Below are 14,860 nucleotides of genomic sequence, written 5' to 3' on the forward strand. Positions count from 1 at the left end.
CGGGGTCGGGTCTGATCCCGCGAGTGTAGCACGGCTGATGCGGTCAGATGGCATCTTCAGCCGAGCGGCGCAAGGCCAGCTTGCCGACGTCGACATATTGCCGCTGCTGCGCGTGAGCGTGCTGCGCCCCGACGTGCAGGTCGCGCAGGCGCCGCTGCAGCGGCGAGCTGTCGTAGACCGCGCTGCTTCCGGCCAGCGCAAAACAGGCATCCGCGATGCCGACGCAGGTCGTGGCGAGCCAGACCGCGGATCGCGCCCCCTCGATCATGAGGTCTTCGTCTCTCAGCGTGCCGGCCAATGCGCGGCGCCAGTGGCTGGCAATCTGCACCTCGTGAAAGGCCTGCGCAGCCCGGAGGTTGGCGGAAATCCGGCCGAGCTCGTACTGGAAGGTCTCGGACTCCCGCATCGGGACGGCCGCATACAATTGCTGCCTCCCGGTATGGGCCAGCGCAAGCAAGTCCTCGACAGTGCCCTCGGCGAGACCCACCGAAAATGTGCCGTGAACCAACGGCAGCCATTCCCGCAATGCCTGATAGAGCGGACCCGACATGCGAGGGGGAGCTTCGACATCGAAGACATGGGTCTCGGGAACCAGCGTCTCCCGCAGCGTGATGTGATGGCTGCCGGTGCCCTTCAGCCCTGCCGCGTGCCAGGTGTCCTCGATGTCCCAGTCACGTGCCGGCAGCACAACGACGCGAACCTGCGGCTTGCCCTGCGGGCCGGGGACCGGCTTGCCATTTTCGGTGACGATGCAGAACCCGCCGATCCAGTCGGCGTGGGTGCAACTGCTGGCGAATGGCCAGCGGCCCTTGACGCGATAGCCGTCGGCCACGCGCTCTGCCGTGCCACCCGGCTGGGATGAGCCGCAGATCGCCACGTCCGGTCCGTCCTGATAAATTCGCCGGTACAGTTCAGGGTGTGCCGCGGCGGCGAAAAGGCTGCCGACTCCGCCGACAATCGAGATCCAGCCGATCGAGCCGTCGAGTTGGGTCAGTGCCTTGATGACCTCCAGTCCGGCCGGAAAATCCAGCTCAAGTCCGCCATGGCTCCGCGGAACGAACATCCGAAAGAGTCCGATCGATCTCAACCGCTCCACCAGGTCGGGCGGGATGCGGCGCGCAGCTTCCATCTCGGCGGCGCGTGCCTTGATCTCGGGAGCCAACTCCCGGATCCCCACAAGCATGTCCTGGTGGGGATCGCGCAGGGGCACGGAATGCTTCTTGTTCTTTTCGTGAAGCCGCATCTGTCTCAACCTCTGTTGCGGAAACGGATCACAACGGAGGTTGAAGAGATGGCGCTACGGGACGGTTTCAGCGCGGCGGTCGTCGATTACAGCTGTAACGCTGCGACGCGATTGCACCGCGGATGTCTCGTGACGAGATACCGCCGCGCCTAGCTCTGCCGCTGTGACTGCGACTGCGATTGCCCGCCGCGGCCGGCCTGCTCGACCTTCACGGCCACCGTCAGCGTCTCCGCGCCGCCGCCATAGCGGGTGCCTCGCACGGGGGCTGCGCCGAGATAGTCGAGCCCGATCGCAACGCGGACATGGGCGTCGGTGGTGCAGATGCAGTTGGCGGGATCGAAGCCGACCCAGCCGAGACCGTCGACGTAGGCTTCCGCCCAGGCATGGCCTGCATCCTGGTGCACCGTGCCGTCCGAGCGCAGGAAATGGCCGGAGACGAAGCGCGCCGGCACGCCACCGCTGCGGGCGCAGGCGATGAAGATGTGCGCGTAGTCCTGGCAGACGCCGCGCTTGAGCGTGAACGCTTCCGCCGCCGAGGTGCCGCTGTTGGTCGGATCCTCGTCGAAGGTCATGTGATCGCTGATTTGCGTCATCAGCGTGTGCAGGAAGCCGAGCGTGTCGCTCTCGGCCTCGCTGCGCAACTGCCGCGCGACCGCCGTCATCGCCGGATTGACGGTGGTGAGGTCGGTGGCGCGCAGGAACATGCCGGCCGGAAAACGCTCGTCGGCGCCGCGCAGCACGCCGCCGGTGTCGTGGGTCTCGATCAGGCCCTCGGCGGTGATCTTGATGTCACCGACGGGTCCGCAGGACAGCACGTGGGTGACGTTGCCGAAAGCGTCCTCATGGGTGTCGAGCTTGGTGTCGGTCGAGACGTCGATCTGCCACTCCGCCACATATTGCCCGTCATGGCTGCCGGGCGTCATGCGCAGGATCTGGATCACGCTGGTGGCCGGCGGCTCATAGCGATAGGTCGTGGTGTGCTGGATTCGCAGGCGCATGGTGTTTCTAGATCGGTCATTCCGGGATGGTCCGAAGGACCTGACCCGGAATCTCGAGATTCCGGGTTCGATGCTTTGCATCGCCCCGGAATGACGAAGGGTGAAGGTTTCAGTCTCGACTAGATCAAATACTGCTTCGTGATGATTTCGCCCAGCCTGGAATTGTCCGCGATGAATTCCTGAATGAATTCATGCACGCCATGCTGGAAAATGTCGTTCATATTGCTGTGTTCCAGCCGGTTGCGGATGCCGCGGGCATGGCGCTGGGCGGGGCCCTGGCGGCCATAGGCGACGCCGATCTGGTCGAGGTTGCGCACGAGATTGCCGTAACAGCTTGCCAGCGAGCGTGGCAGCGTGTCGTTGAGGATGAGCAGGTCCGCAATCAACCACGGCTTCAGCGTCTCGCGATAGACCCAGTGATAGGCCGTCAGCGCCGAGACCGAGCGCAGGATCGAGCTCCACTGATAGAAGTCGAGCGGACCGCCGACATGCTCCTCCTCGGGCAGCAGCACATGGTACTTCACGTCGAGGATGCGCGCGGTGTTGTCGGCGCGCTCCAGATGCACGCCCATCCGCGAGAACCAGTAGGCGTCGTTGCGCAGCATGGTCCGGTAGGCCGAGCCGTCGAAGCGCAGCGAAGTCTCCTGCACGAAGCGCAGGAATTTTGCGAGATCCTCGCGCGTGGAGGTGCCCTTGCTCCAGACCTCCTGGAGTTCGATCCAGGCCGAGTTGATGGTGTCCCACATCTCGCTGGTGAGCGCGGTGCGCACCGAGCGCGAGTTCAGCCGCGCCGCCTCGATGCAGTTCCTGATCGATGATGGATTGTTTGCCGAGAACGAGAGGTAGTCGACGACGTTGTGCTCGTTGGCGACTTCGTATTGCTGATAGAAGCTCGCGGCGACGCCGGCGGTGAGAAGCGCCGAGTCCCATTCATTGGTCTTGCCGATATAGGCGGCGGGAAGCGCAGTGACGCGCAGCGTCGCATCGATGGTGCGCGCGAGATATTCGGCCCGTTCGACATAGCGGGCGAGCCAGTAGAGGTTTTCGGCGGTACGCGACAGCATCTGACTACTCGTCCAGGATCCAGGTGTCTTTGGTGCCGCCGCCCTGGCTCGAATTCACAACCAGGGAGCCTTCCTTGAGCGCGACCCGTGTCAGCCCGCCGGGCACGATCGTGGTGCTCTTGCTGCCGGTGAGCACGAAGGGCCGCAGGTCGACGTGGCGTGGCGCGAGGCCGCTTGCCGTACAGGTCGGACAGGTCGAGAGCGCCAGCGTCGGCTGCGCGATAAAACCTTCCGGCTCGCGCTTGAGCTTTTCGCGGAAGGCCTCGATCGTCGCTTTCGTCGCGGCGGGGCCGATCAGCATGCCGTAGCCGCCGGAGCCGTGGACTTCCTTGACGACGAGCTCGCCGAGATTGTCGAGCACGTAAGCAAGGTCCTTCGGCTCGCGGCAGCGCCACGTCGGTACGTTCTTCAGGATCGGCTCTTCGCCGAGATAGAATTTCACGATGTCCGGCATGTAGGAGTAGATCGCCTTGTCGTCGGCGATGCCGGTGCCGACCGCGTTGGCGAGCGTGATGTTGCCGGCCGCATAGGCCGACATCAGCCCGGGCACGCCGAGCACGGAGTCGGGGCGGAAGGTGAGGGGGTCGATGAAATCGTCGTCGACGCGGCGATAGATCACGTCGATCCGTTTCACCCCCTCGGTCGTCCGCATGAACACTTCGTTGTTCTTGACGATGAGGTCGCGGCCTTCGACCAGTTCGATGCCGAGCTTGTCGGCAAGGAAGGAGTGCTCGTAGTAGGCCGAGTTGTAGACGCCGGGCGTGAGCAGGGCGACCGTCGGCTCGCCGGAGGCGCCTTGCGGCGCCACCGAGCGCAGGGCGGAGAGCAGCTCGTCCGGATAGCGTTCGACCGGCGCCACCCTGTGGCGGGCAAACAGATCCGGAAACAACCGCATCATGATCTCGCGGTTTTCCAGCATGTAGGACACACCCGACGGCGTACGGGCATTGTCCTCCAGCACGATGAAGTCCTCGGCATCGACCCGGACGATGTCGATGCCGGCAATGTGCACGTAGACGTCGTGCGGCACCTGCTGGCCGTTCATCTCTGGGCGGAACACCGGGTTCTGGAAGATCAGGTCGTCGGGCACGACCTCGGCGCGCAGGATGTCGCGGCCATGATAGATGTCGCGCAGGAACATGTTGAGCGCGCGCACGCGCTGCTTCAGGCCCTTCTCCAGCAGCGCCCATTCCTTGCCGGACATGATTCGCGGGATCACGTCGAAGGGGATCAGGCGCTCGGTGGATTCGGAATCGCCATAGACGGCAAAGGTGATGCCGATGCGGCGGAACAGGAGCTCGGCCTCCTGGCGGCGATATTCGAGCGCCTCGGGAGGCGTCTCCTTGAGCCAGCGTGCCAGCTCCTGATAGGCGGGGCGAAGGTCCCCACCGGGAATGTTCATTTCATCAAACGCGACTGCCATAGATCCCGACTTGTCTCCGTGGCCATGCGGCAAGAGTGCATGACTCTGAGGAGGTAGCAAGGGCTGGGCCAGCGCGATAAGCATGGAGTTGTGGCATTTGCCGGCGACAGCCGGGAGGGTGCCTCAAAAAATGGCTGAGGACTGCTTATTTCGGCAGCAAAACCGCGTGACTTCAACGCGTTACCTCGGCAAAGTCGGGCCGACAGGTGAGGGACTTAAGGTATGAGCGACATCGTCACGGCGGGCATTCTGGTCATCGGGGATGAAATCCTGTCCGGCCGCACCAAGGACAAGAATATCGGCTTCATCGCCGAATACCTGACCAATATCGGCATCGACCTGAAGGAAGTCCGGGTCGTCTCCGACGACGAGGACGACATCATCGCCGCCCTGAATGCGCTGCGGCAACGCTACACCTATGTCTTCACCACCGGCGGCATCGGGCCGACCCATGACGACATCACCGCCGACAGCGTCGCCAAGGCGTTCGGCGTCGGCATCGACCATCATCCCGAGGTCGTTGCCCGCTTCCGCGAGCGCTGGAGCGAGCAGGACCTCAACGAGGCCCGCCTGCGCATGGCCCGCATCCCCGACGGCGCCGAGTTGATCCAGAGCGCCACCATCCTCGCCCCCGGCTTCAAGATCGGCAACGTCATCGTCATGGCCGGCGTGCCCTCGATCATGCAGGCGATGATGGACATCGTCTCGCCCAAGCTGAAATCGGGCGTGCGCATGCTGTCCGAATCGGTCCGCGCCAATGCGCGGGAGGGTGACATCGGCAGCCCGCTGCGCGCGATCGCCAACGCCCATCCCGACACCATCATCGGCAGCTATCCGTTCATGGACGAAGAACAGAAGCCCAACACCAATCTGGTGGTGCGCTCGCGCGACGCAGACAAGCTGGCAGCGGCGATGGCGGCGGTGAAGGAAATGCTGGCGGGATTGAACATCACCCGGTAGCAGAATGGCTGCCGGATGAAGATTGGCAGGAGACAACAATGGCTGGTGAAGCACCGGAGCTGAGCGCGCAGGAGCGGGCCGGCAAGGCCTTTCCCGTGTCGTGGGACCAGTTCCACCGCGACTGCCGGGCGCTGACCTGGCGGCTCAACGAGGTCGGCCCGTTCCACGCCGTCATCGCGATCACCCGCGGCGGGCTGGTGCCGGCCGCGATCGTGGCGCGCGAGCTCGGCGTCCGCATCATCGATACGGTCTGCATCGCCAGCTACGACCACGACAAGCAGGGCGAGCTCCAGGTCCTCAAGGGCATGTCCGAGGCGGCGATCAAGCTCGGCGGCGGCACCGGCAAGGGGCTTCTGATCGTCGACGACCTCGTCGACACCGGCAAGACCGGCAGGCTGGTGCGCGACATGCTGCCCGATGCGCATTTCGCCACCGTCTACGCCAAGCCGAAGGGACGCCCGCTGGTCGACACCTTCATCACGGAAGTGTCGCAAGACACCTGGATCTTCTTCCCCTGGGACACCGCGCTGTCCTACCACCCGCCGCTGCGCGACGGCGCGGCGTGATCTTTCTCTACCTCGCCCCGCTTGCGGGGAGAGGTCGCGCCGAAGGCGCGGGTGAGGGGGACTCTCCGCGAGTCTAATTCTCACCGACCTTGCGGAGGCTCCCCCTCATCCCGACCTTCTCCCCGCAAGCGGGGAGAAGGAGAAGAGAGCAGCCATGCCCCTGCAAAACCGTGTGACGCCGACCGGCGACATCATCGCCACGCCGCACCGGGGCCTGTTCACCGGCAATCGCGGCATCATCCATGATCCCGCGACCAGGACGCTGCTCAAGAAGCGGTGGTCGTCGCCGGCCTGGCTCACCTGTGTTTGCGAATTCCGCGGCCGCCGTCGCGAGGTGATGGCGACGCATAGCTGGACCGAGCTGTTCTTCCTCGACGAGGCCACTGCGCTTGCCGCCGGCCATCGCCCCTGTTTCTACTGCCGCCGTGACGATGCCAATCGCTTCCGAGCCGCGTGGGAGCAGGGCAACCGCGTCCGTGATGTCCGCATGCACGATATCGACACGGTGCTGCACCACGAACGGCTCGATCACGGCAAGAAACGGCTTCACGCGCTGCTGGTGCCGCTCGAGCAGCTTCCAGACGGCGCGATGCTGCAGCAGGGCGAGCAAAGCTTTCTGCTGATGCAGGGCGGGACGCTGTTGTGGTCGGCGGCGGGTTATGTTGAAGGTGCGCGCGAGCTCGACGATGCGCAGTTGCTGACCCCGCCATCGACGTTGCGCGCGATGAGCGCCGGCTATGAGGTCACGCTGCACCCGAGCGCACACCGCGCCTGACCGTCCCCGCAAGGGGGAACGCAGCGGGCGTGTGGCTATTTCAGCGGCCGCCCTTGCTCATCCACTGTCGTCCGCGCATCGCGCAGCGCCCATTCGCGGATGACCTGGCGGCAACGGGTGAGCTCAGCCTCGGTTGCAGTACCCGTATCCTTCGACACGCGCTCGACCATGGCCTTGCAATTCAGCAAGACGGAGCGATCCTCCGCGCGCGCAGCCAACGTGATCGCCGCAAGAGCCGTGACGACGAGTGCCGTTCGGAGCACCATTATCCCAGCTTCTCGCGCGCCAGCGCGGCACCGGCGCCGAGCGCCATCAGCTTGGCCTCGGCGATCTCGCGCCGCATCGGCGCCATGCCGCAATTGGTGGTGGCGATGATGTTGCTCTTGGGAACGAACCTCGACACCGCGTCGATCACCTGCACGACGTCCTCGGCTGTCTCCACCGTGTCGCTGGCGACGTCGATCACGCCGGCCTGCACGATCTTGGTCTTGAGCAGCGCGAGCAAATCGAGCGGCACCTTCGAATTGCGGCACTCGATCGCGACCTGCTGGATCGGGCTCGCGTCGATCGCCGGAAAGATCTGCTCGTATTGCCGCCACTGGCTGCCGAGCGTTTCCTTCCAGTCGGTGTTGGCCTTGATGCCATAGCCGTAGCAGATGTGCACGGCGGTGGCGCAGGTCAGCCCCTGCGCGGCACGCTCCAGCGCCTTGATGCCCCAGTCGTTGACCTCGTCCATGTAGACGTTGAAGGCGGGCTCGTCGAACTGCACGAGATCGACGCCGTCGGCCTGCAATGCCTTGGCTTCCTCGTTGAGGAGATCGGCGAAGGCAAAGGCCATCTTGACGCGATCACCGTAGTAACGGTCCGCAATCGTGTCGATGATGGTCATCGGGCCGGGCAGGGTGAACTTCAGCTTCTTCTTCGTGTGCGTGCGCGCCACGCGCGCCTCGTCGGCATGAACACGCCCCTTGAGCTGAAGCGGCGCGACCACCTGTGGCACCATCGCCTTGTAGCGGTCCTTGCGGATGCCCATCTCGACCTTGTGGGCGAAATCGATGCCGTCGATCTTCTCCAGGAAGCCGTGCACGAAATGCTGGCGGGCCTGCTCGCCCTCCGTGACGATGTCGATGCCGGCATCCTCCTGGACCTTGACGGCAAGCATCGTCGCGTCGCGCTTGGCGCGGAGAAGCTCGTCGCCTTGCGACTTCCAGGGTGCCCAGAGCATGTTCGGCTCGGCGAGCCATTCCGGCTTCGGCAAGGAGCCGGCGATCGTGGTTGGAAACAGCATGGCGGCTCTCCCGGCAGGTTGTGTTGCGCCCCTTCCTGCCATGTCTTAACGTCAAGGTACAGAACAACAAAAGTCGCTCTCTATTCCATTGGCGACGACAGGGAAGGGCGATGATCGACCTCTATTATGCGCCGACGCCGAACGGCTGGAAAATCTCGATCATGCTGGAGGAACTCGGGCTCCCCTATGACGTGAAGCCCGTCAATATCCGCGCAGGCGAGCAGTTCAGCCCCGAATTTCTGGCGGTCTCCCCCAATAATCGCATTCCCGCGATCGTCGACCACGCGCCCGCCGACGGCGGTGCACCGTTCTCGGCGTTCGAGACCGGCGCGACCCTGATTTACCTCGCGGAAAAGACCGGCCGCTTCCTGGCCAGCGATCTGCGCGGCCGCTCGACGACCATCCAGTGGGTGATGTGGCAGATGGCGGGCCTCGGGCCGATGCTCGGCCAGCACGGCCATTTCGCGCTGTATGCTGCTGAAAAGATCCCTTATGCGATTGAGCGTTACCGCGACGAGGCCGCGCGGCTCTATGGCGTGCTCGACCGGCAATTGGCCAAGACCGGCGCCTATGTCGCCGGCGACTATTCCATCGCGGACATCGCCTGCTTTCCCTGGACCATGACTCACAAGGCGCAGGGCTTTACACTCGACGACTATCCGAACGTGAAACGCTGGTACGCCGAGGTGCGCGCGAGGCCGCAGGTGCAGGCGGGGCTTGCGATCGGAAAATTCGTGAAAGAGCCGTTCGACGAGGAATCACGCAAGATCATGTTCGGCCAGCGTGCCAAGGAAGTGCTGGGAAAGAAGTAGGCTGCTCGCCCTATCGTCATTGCGAGGAGCGACTTGTCCGCCGTAGCTCGAAGAGCGAAGGCGGAAGCGACGAAGCGATCCAGACTGGTTCCGCGGAAAGATTCTGGATTGCTTCGCTGCGCTCGCAATGACGGGGATAGAGCACGACAAACAAGACGCAAAGGAAACGCCATGATGGAATTCTTCTTCGACTGTTCCAGCCCCTGGACCTACCTCGCCTTCCACAACATCCAGCCGCTGGCAAAGGAGCTGGGGGCCGAGATCGTCTGGCGGCCGATCCTGGTCGGCGGCATCTTCAACACGGTCAATCCGAGCGTCTACGCGCAGCGCGAGACGCCGGTGCCGCTGAAGGCGCGCTACATGAAAAAAGACCTCGCCGACTGGTCGCGCTCGGCCGGCCTCGCGATCAAGATGCCGCCGACGGTGTTTCCGGTGAACAGCGTGAAGGCCATGCGTGGCTGCATCTGGCTGGGGAAAGACATGGTGCCGTTCGCCACTGCCGTGTTCGAGACCTATTGGGGCGGCGACAAGGACATCTCGCAGGACGCCGTGCTCGCCGAGATCTGCAGGAAGGTCGGTGTCGACGAGCAGAAGTTCTTTGCCGGCATCTCCGAGCAGGCAATCAAGGACCAGCTCAAGGCCAACACGGAAGAGGTCGTGGCACGCGGTGGCTTCGGCTCACCGACGATCTTCGTGGGCAAGACCGACATGTACTTTGGCAACGACCGCCTGCCGCTGATCCGCGAGGCGCTCGAACGCAGCAGGGCGAGTGCGGCCTGATGGTGCGGGCTGTCGTCTGCCGCGAACTCGGCGCGCCCGAGACGTTGCGGCTGGAAGAGTTTCCGTCGCGCGCCGTCAAACCAGGTGAGGTGCGCGTTGCGATCCGCGCCGCGGGATTGAACTTTCCGGACGTGCTGATGGCGGCCGGCGAATATCAACTCAAGCCGGAGCTGCCGTTTACGCCCGGCATGGAGGCCGCCGGCGACGTCACCGAGGTGGGCGCGGAGGCAAGCGGCGTGTCCGTCGGCGACAAGGTCATCGTGAAGATGCGTCATGGCGCCTTCACCGATGAAGCGGTGGTGACGCCCTCGCAGCTCACGCTGATGCCGTCGACGTTCGACTATGCGGAAGCCGCGACCTATCTCGCCGGCCACGGCACCGCCTATCACGCGCTGATCGATCGCGGCCGGGTCATGCCGGGCGAGGTGTTGCTGGTGCATGGTGCCGGCGGCGGCGTGGGCCTTGCCGCGGTCGAGATCGGCAAGATGCTGGGCGCGACCGTGATCGCGACCGCCTCCAGCGACGAGAAGCTCACGATTGCGAAATCGCGCGGCGCCGACCATCTCGTGCGCTACGATCGCGAACCGTTTCGCGATGCCGTGAAGCGCATCACCGACGGCCGTGGCGCCGACGTCGTGTTCGATCCCGTCGGCGGCGAGGTGTTCGAGAACTCGATGCGCTGCATCGCCTGGGGCGCGCGGCTACTGGTGATCGGCTTTACCGGTGGCATCGGCTCGGCGAAGACAAACCTCTTGCTGATCAAGGGCGCCAGCGTGCTCGGCGTGCGTGCGGGGGAGGCGGTACGGAAGAATCCCACGCTCGGCGAGGTGCGGCTCAAGGCGCTGCTGCAATGGGCGGAGGAGGGGAAGCTGCGCCCGAATATCTCGCACCGCCTGCCGCTGCAGGATTACGCGAAGGCGATGCGGCTGTTGATCGACCGCAAGGCGATCGGGCGCGTGGCGCTTGTGATGGATTGACGGTGTCATGCCCCGCGACCCGGCTAGGCCAAGGCTTCGCCGGGGCTGAGGTCCAGGGCCGCCGAAGCTTTAGCGTAGGCGGCAGGCGGGGCATCCAGTAATCACCAGCGATCGTGATAATGCCCGCTGGTGGAATACTGGATCACCCGCCTTCGCGGGTGATGACAGCGGGGAAGGAGGCGACGCGCCGCCTCACTTGTACTCCCGCTCGCTCCACCACGGAAAATAATCCGGCATATCGCTCGACACCTTGTTCTTGAACTGCGCCGGACGCTTCTCCAGGAACGACACCACGCCTTCCTTGACGTCGTCCGAGCGGCCGCGCGTATAGATGCCGCGGCTGTCGACCTTGTGGGCTTCCATGGGATCGTCGGCGCCCATCATGCGCCACATCATCTGGCGGATCAGCGCCACCGACACCGGCGCGGTCTTGGCGGCGAATTCCTTGGCCAGCGCTCGGGCGGTCGGCAAAAGATCATCGGGAGCTACGACCTTGCTGACGAGGCGGCCGGCGAGCGCTTCCTGGGCCGGGAAGACGCGGCCGGAATAGCACCATTCCAGCGCCTGCGAGATGCCGACGATGCGCGGCAGGAACCAGCTCGAGGCGGCCTCCGGCACGATGCCACGCTGGGAGAACACGAAGCCGAAGCGCGCGGCATCGGAGGCGATGCGGATGTCCATCGCGAGCTGCATGGTGACGCCGATGCCGACCGCAGGGCCGTTCACGGCGGCGATGACGGGCTTCAGGCACTTGAAGATGCGCAGCGTCACCTGACCGCCGCCGTCGCGCACCTGCGGGTCGCTGTAATCGACCTTGCCGTCCGCGAAACGCTTCACCGGCCCGCGCCGCGCATCGCGATCGAACGTGTCGGCACCCGACGACAGATCGGCGCCTGCGCAAAAACCGCGGCCGGCGCCGGTGACGATGATGGCGCGGACGTCGTCGTCCTTGTCGGCGGCGTCGAACGCGTCGATCAGCTCGGCCTGCATCTGCGCGTTGAAGGCATTGAGCTTGTCGGGCCGGTTCAGCGTGATGGTGAGGATCTGCTCGGCGACCTCGTATTTGATGGTCTCATACGCCATGGTGGTTTCCTTCCTTTAGTTTTTCGCTGCGCAGATGGCAGAGGGCTTTGAGTTTTCGTTTACCCTCCCCTGGAGGAGGGTCGATCGCGCGAAGCGCGAGCGGGGTGGGGTGATCTCTTCACATGGGCACTATTGGACGCGGAGGGACCGCCACCCCACCCCGTCTCACATTTCGCCGCGCTCAATGTGAGCCGACCCTCCCCCTCCAGGGGAAGGTAAGCAAGAGTCTCTGCATGCTGCCTGTCTCAACTCATTCGGGCTTGCGCCTAAAGGGCGCGCTTCCCGGGATGACGAGAGCGACTTAAGTCGCCGGCGGGCTCGGCCAGGGCTTCTGCGCGCCGCGCAGGCCCTCGAAAGCCTTGGCCATGCCGAGCACGCCGATATCGTCGAAGCGGCGGCCGACGATCTGCACGCCGATGGGAAAGCCGTTGGCGTCGAAGCCGCCATTGACGGAAACCGCGGGGTTTTCCGACATATTCCACGGCACGGTATAGCAGATGTGTTCGAACGGCCTCATGGGATCGTTGGTGGGTGAAGCCCAGTCCGCCGGGTAGTTCACGTTCGGCGCGGTCGGCGAGATCACATAGTCGAGCTCGCAGAACAGCTTTGACGCAGCCGCGCGGATCGCCATGGTCTGGTTGAATCCGCGGATAACATCCACGCCCGAGAGCTTTGCGCCGGATGCGCCCCATTTGAAGATGTAGGGCAGCACCTTTGCCTGTTCGGCCGGCGTCAGCTTGGCCAGATCATCCCACATCCGCGCGCGCCAGAAATTGTCGAGGCCGTCGAGCATCTCGCGGGTGAGGATGCCGTCAACTTCCGTGACGACAGCACCGGCGGATTCGAACGCCTTTGCGGTTTTCACCGCGACCTCGCGAACCGGCTTTTCCGCCGGCAGGCCAACGCCGGCATCGAGCATCAGGCCGATCCGCAACTTGCGCGGAGATTTTTCCAGCCCCTTCCAGTTCAGAGGCTCCGCCGGCAGGCTCATGCCGTCGCGCCGGTCGGGCTTCGCGATCACGCTCATCATCAGCGCGCAATCGTCGACCGTGCGTGTCATGGGACCGGCGACACGGCCGACATAGGCGGGATCGATCGGCACCCGGCCGAAGCTGGGCTTCAATCCGACGAGGCCGCACCAGCCCGCGGGCAGGCGCACCGAGCCGCCGATATCGGTGCCGAGATGCAGCGGGCCATATCCGGCCGCAGCGGCAGCGCCAGCACCGGCGCTGGAACCGCCGGGATTCTTGGAGAGGTCCCAGGGATTGCGCGCCAGCGCGTGGAAGCTGGAGAGCCCCGAGGACAGCATGCCGTAATCGGGCATGGTGGTTTTTGCGAAGATGATCGCGCCGGCCTCGCGCAAACGCGCGGCGGGCGGGGCGTCTTTCTCGGCCGGCACGAGCTTCACGCTCGCAGCGCCGAGCGGCACGGGCACGCCCTTGGTCGCGATGTTGTCCTTTACAGTGACTGGCACGCCGTCGAGCGCGCCTGATGGCTCGCCCCCGTTCCAGCGCGCGGTTGAGGCCTTCGCGGCCTCGCGCGCGCTGTCGGGATCGAACGCGTAGAGCGCCTTGAGATGCGGTTCCCACGCAGCGACGTGCGCAAGCACGTCCTCCAGCACCTCGCTCGGCGAGAACTGCTTGGCCCGATAGCCCGCGATCAGATCGACCGCGGAGAGATCGTGCAACGAGGTGACGGCCTCTTCGACGCTCTTTTTGTGCATTGCTAACCTACCGGCATGCGCGTTTCGATGATCCGGGCGAACATGCTGGCGCCGATCGGCAGGATCTTGTCGTCGAGCACGAAGCCGGGATTGTGCACGGGCACCGAGCCGTCGTGGCCGATCCAGAAATAGGCGCCGGGAATGGTTTGCAGCATGTCGGCGAAATCCTCGCTGCCCATCTTCGGCTGGGCGCGGGTGATCACCTTGGCGGGGTTGACGACGGTGCGCGCGACCTCCTCGACGACCTTGGACTGCTCGACCTGGTTGATCAGCACGCCGAAAGTGTCGCGGATGTCGGCTTCGATCACGCATTGATAGGCGCTCGCGATGCCGGCGCAGATCGTGCGGATGCGTTCGGCGATCAGGGCGCGAACTTCATCCGAGAAGGTGCGGATGGTGCCGCAGAGATGGGCCTCGCCGGGAATGACGTTGTAGGCGGAACCGGCGTGAATCTGCGTGATCGAGATGACGGCGGCCTGCAGCGGCTCGACGTTGCGGCTGACGATGGTCTGGATCGCCTGTGCCAGCGTGGTCGCGATGATCACCGCGTCCTTGGAGCGTTCGGGCATCGCGCCATGCGCGCCGTAGCCGGTGATGCGCAGGTCGAAGAAGTCGGCGCTGGCCATCGCCGGGCCAGGCAGGATCGCGATCTCGCCGAGGTTTAGGTCGGGCGCGTTGTGCAGGCCGTAGAGCTCGTCGCAGGGAAACTTCTCGAACAGCCCGTCCTTAATCATCGCGCGGGCGCCGCCGAGGCCTTCCTCGGCCGGCTGGAAGATCAGGTGCACGGTGCCGTCGAAATTTTTGGTCTCGGCGAGGTAGCGCGCGGTGCCGAGCAGCATCGTAGTGTGGCCGTCATGGCCGCAGCCGTGGAAGCGGCCGGGGATTTTCGAACTCCATTTCAGATTGGTGTTCTCTTCCATCGGCAGGGCGTCCATGTCGGCGCGCAGGCCGATGCGCTTGCTGCCCGAACCCTTGCCCTTGATGACGCCGATCACGCCGGTGCCGCCGAGACCGCGGTGCACCTCGATGCCCCAGCTCTTCAGCTTGTCGGCAACGATGCCGGAGGTGCGCACTTCCTCGAAGCCGATCTCGGGATGGGCGTGGAGGTCGCGCCTGATAGCAGTGAGTTCGTCGGCAAAGCCGTCGATGCGGTCGATCGTGGGCATGT

At 64.7% G+C, this 14,860-nt stretch carries 15 protein-coding genes; 6 read left to right on the forward strand and 9 right to left on the reverse strand.

What is annotated here, in order from left to right:
• Nucleotides 1-43: 43 nt before the first annotated feature.
• The 4 genes from BJ6T_RS19835 to BJ6T_RS19850 form a co-directional block, all read right to left on the reverse strand.
• Nucleotides 44-1,210: an acyl-CoA dehydrogenase family protein gene (locus BJ6T_RS19835; RefSeq protein WP_240537984.1), complete on the reverse strand. Its 1,167-nt coding sequence runs from the start codon at nt 1,208-1,210 to the stop codon at nt 44-46.
• A 182-nt stretch (nt 1,211-1,392) separates the two neighbouring features.
• Nucleotides 1,393-2,241 (reverse strand): transglutaminase family protein, encoded by an 849-nt coding sequence (locus BJ6T_RS19840; RefSeq protein WP_014494250.1) that lies wholly within the window; start codon nt 2,239-2,241, stop codon nt 1,393-1,395.
• Nucleotides 2,242-2,360: 119 nt separating this feature from the next.
• Nucleotides 2,361-3,305, reverse strand: a complete 945-nt coding sequence (locus BJ6T_RS19845) for an alpha-E domain-containing protein (RefSeq protein WP_014494251.1) — start codon at nt 3,303-3,305, stop codon at nt 2,361-2,363.
• 4 nt (nt 3,306-3,309) lie between these two features.
• The gene (locus BJ6T_RS19850) at nt 3,310-4,728 is read right to left on the reverse strand and encodes a circularly permuted type 2 ATP-grasp protein (RefSeq protein ID WP_014494252.1); all 1,419 of its coding nucleotides are present in this window, start codon (nt 4,726-4,728) and stop codon (nt 3,310-3,312) included.
• Nucleotides 4,729-4,950: 222 nt separating this feature from the next.
• Here BJ6T_RS19850 and BJ6T_RS19855 point away from each other — a divergent pair, with 222 nt between their 5' ends.
• The 3 genes from BJ6T_RS19855 to BJ6T_RS19865 all read left to right on the forward strand — a co-directional run bounded on the left by BJ6T_RS19855 (nt 4,951) and on the right by BJ6T_RS19865 (nt 7,029).
• Nucleotides 4,951-5,688 (forward strand): competence/damage-inducible protein A, encoded by a 738-nt coding sequence (locus tag BJ6T_RS19855; protein ID WP_014494253.1) that lies wholly within the window; start codon nt 4,951-4,953, stop codon nt 5,686-5,688.
• Nucleotides 5,689-5,726: 38 nt separating this feature from the next.
• Complete coding sequence (gene gpt, locus BJ6T_RS19860) at nt 5,727-6,254, forward strand: xanthine phosphoribosyltransferase (RefSeq protein ID WP_014494254.1); 528 nt, start codon at nt 5,727-5,729, stop codon at nt 6,252-6,254.
• 154 nt (nt 6,255-6,408) lie between these two features.
• Nucleotides 6,409-7,029, forward strand: coding sequence for a hypothetical protein (locus BJ6T_RS19865; RefSeq protein WP_014494255.1), 621 nt, complete (start codon nt 6,409-6,411; stop codon nt 7,027-7,029).
• 35 nt (nt 7,030-7,064) lie between these two features.
• Here the strand turns inward: BJ6T_RS19865 and BJ6T_RS19870 are convergent, their stop codons facing one another.
• Both BJ6T_RS19870 and BJ6T_RS19875 read right to left on the reverse strand, forming a co-directional pair.
• Complete coding sequence (locus tag BJ6T_RS19870) at nt 7,065-7,295, reverse strand: hypothetical protein (RefSeq protein WP_014494256.1); 231 nt, start codon at nt 7,293-7,295, stop codon at nt 7,065-7,067.
• Nucleotides 7,295-8,317: a methionine synthase gene (locus BJ6T_RS19875; RefSeq protein ID WP_014494257.1), complete on the reverse strand. Its 1,023-nt coding sequence runs from the start codon at nt 8,315-8,317 to the stop codon at nt 7,295-7,297. Before BJ6T_RS19875 ends, BJ6T_RS19870 begins: the two co-directional genes overlap by 1 nt.
• 110 nt (nt 8,318-8,427) lie before the next feature.
• Between BJ6T_RS19875 and BJ6T_RS19880 the strand changes: the two genes are divergently transcribed.
• The 3 genes from BJ6T_RS19880 to BJ6T_RS19890 all read left to right on the forward strand — a co-directional run bounded on the left by BJ6T_RS19880 (nt 8,428) and on the right by BJ6T_RS19890 (nt 10,886).
• A complete protein-coding gene (locus BJ6T_RS19880; protein ID WP_014494258.1) occupies nt 8,428-9,129 on the forward strand; it encodes a glutathione binding-like protein in 702 nt (233 codons plus the stop codon).
• A 171-nt stretch (nt 9,130-9,300) separates the two neighbouring features.
• The gene (locus BJ6T_RS19885; protein WP_028170191.1) at nt 9,301-9,909 is read left to right on the forward strand and encodes a 2-hydroxychromene-2-carboxylate isomerase; all 609 of its coding nucleotides are present in this window, start codon (nt 9,301-9,303) and stop codon (nt 9,907-9,909) included.
• Complete coding sequence (locus BJ6T_RS19890; protein WP_014494260.1) at nt 9,909-10,886, forward strand: NADPH:quinone oxidoreductase family protein; 978 nt, start codon at nt 9,909-9,911, stop codon at nt 10,884-10,886. The genes BJ6T_RS19885 and BJ6T_RS19890 overlap by 1 nt, the downstream gene beginning before the upstream one ends.
• A gap of 192 nt (nt 10,887-11,078) precedes the next feature.
• On the opposite strand, the gene BJ6T_RS19895 is transcribed toward BJ6T_RS19890, so the two are convergent.
• The 3 genes from BJ6T_RS19895 to BJ6T_RS19905 form a co-directional block, all read right to left on the reverse strand.
• Nucleotides 11,079-11,969, reverse strand: coding sequence for a crotonase/enoyl-CoA hydratase family protein (locus tag BJ6T_RS19895; protein ID WP_014494261.1), 891 nt, complete (start codon nt 11,967-11,969; stop codon nt 11,079-11,081).
• Between the two features lie 301 nt (nt 11,970-12,270).
• Nucleotides 12,271-13,692: an amidase gene (locus BJ6T_RS19900; protein ID WP_014494262.1), complete on the reverse strand. Its 1,422-nt coding sequence runs from the start codon at nt 13,690-13,692 to the stop codon at nt 12,271-12,273.
• A 2-nt stretch (nt 13,693-13,694) separates the two neighbouring features.
• Nucleotides 13,695-14,858: a M20 aminoacylase family protein gene (locus tag BJ6T_RS19905; RefSeq protein ID WP_014494263.1), complete on the reverse strand. Its 1,164-nt coding sequence runs from the start codon at nt 14,856-14,858 to the stop codon at nt 13,695-13,697.
• Nucleotides 14,859-14,860 lie beyond the last annotated feature (2 nt).

The sequence above is a fragment of the Bradyrhizobium japonicum USDA 6 genome (assembly GCF_000284375.1).
Taxonomy (GTDB): Bacteria; Pseudomonadota; Alphaproteobacteria; order Rhizobiales; family Xanthobacteraceae; genus Bradyrhizobium; species Bradyrhizobium japonicum.

Excerpts from the sequence above, each read along its gene's own strand:
- BJ6T_RS19895 (WP_014494261.1), bottom strand. The coding sequence starts at position 11,969 with ATGGCGTATGAGACCATCAAATACGAGGTCGCCGAGCAGATCCTCACC.
- BJ6T_RS19845 (WP_014494251.1), bottom strand. The coding sequence starts at position 3,305 with ATGCTGTCGCGTACCGCCGAAAACCTCTACTGGCTCGCCCGCTATGTC.
- BJ6T_RS19890 (WP_014494260.1), top strand. The coding sequence starts at position 9,909 with ATGGTGCGGGCTGTCGTCTGCCGCGAACTCGGCGCGCCCGAGACGTTG.
- BJ6T_RS19880 (WP_014494258.1), top strand. The coding sequence starts at position 8,428 with ATGATCGACCTCTATTATGCGCCGACGCCGAACGGCTGGAAAATCTCG.
- BJ6T_RS19870 (WP_014494256.1), bottom strand. The coding sequence starts at position 7,295 with ATGGTGCTCCGAACGGCACTCGTCGTCACGGCTCTTGCGGCGATCACG.
- BJ6T_RS19855 (WP_014494253.1), top strand. The coding sequence starts at position 4,951 with ATGAGCGACATCGTCACGGCGGGCATTCTGGTCATCGGGGATGAAATC.
- BJ6T_RS19900 (WP_014494262.1), bottom strand. The coding sequence starts at position 13,692 with ATGCACAAAAAGAGCGTCGAAGAGGCCGTCACCTCGTTGCACGATCTC.
- BJ6T_RS19850 (WP_014494252.1), bottom strand. The coding sequence starts at position 4,728 with ATGGCAGTCGCGTTTGATGAAATGAACATTCCCGGTGGGGACCTTCGC.
- BJ6T_RS19885 (WP_028170191.1), top strand. The coding sequence starts at position 9,301 with ATGATGGAATTCTTCTTCGACTGTTCCAGCCCCTGGACCTACCTCGCC.
- gpt (WP_014494254.1), top strand. The coding sequence starts at position 5,727 with ATGGCTGGTGAAGCACCGGAGCTGAGCGCGCAGGAGCGGGCCGGCAAG.
- BJ6T_RS19905 (WP_014494263.1), bottom strand. The coding sequence starts at position 14,858 with ATGCCCACGATCGACCGCATCGACGGCTTTGCCGACGAACTCACTGCT.
- BJ6T_RS19840 (WP_014494250.1), bottom strand. The coding sequence starts at position 2,241 with ATGCGCCTGCGAATCCAGCACACCACGACCTATCGCTATGAGCCGCCG.
- BJ6T_RS19875 (WP_014494257.1), bottom strand. The coding sequence starts at position 8,317 with ATGCTGTTTCCAACCACGATCGCCGGCTCCTTGCCGAAGCCGGAATGG.
- BJ6T_RS19865 (WP_014494255.1), top strand. The coding sequence starts at position 6,409 with ATGCCCCTGCAAAACCGTGTGACGCCGACCGGCGACATCATCGCCACG.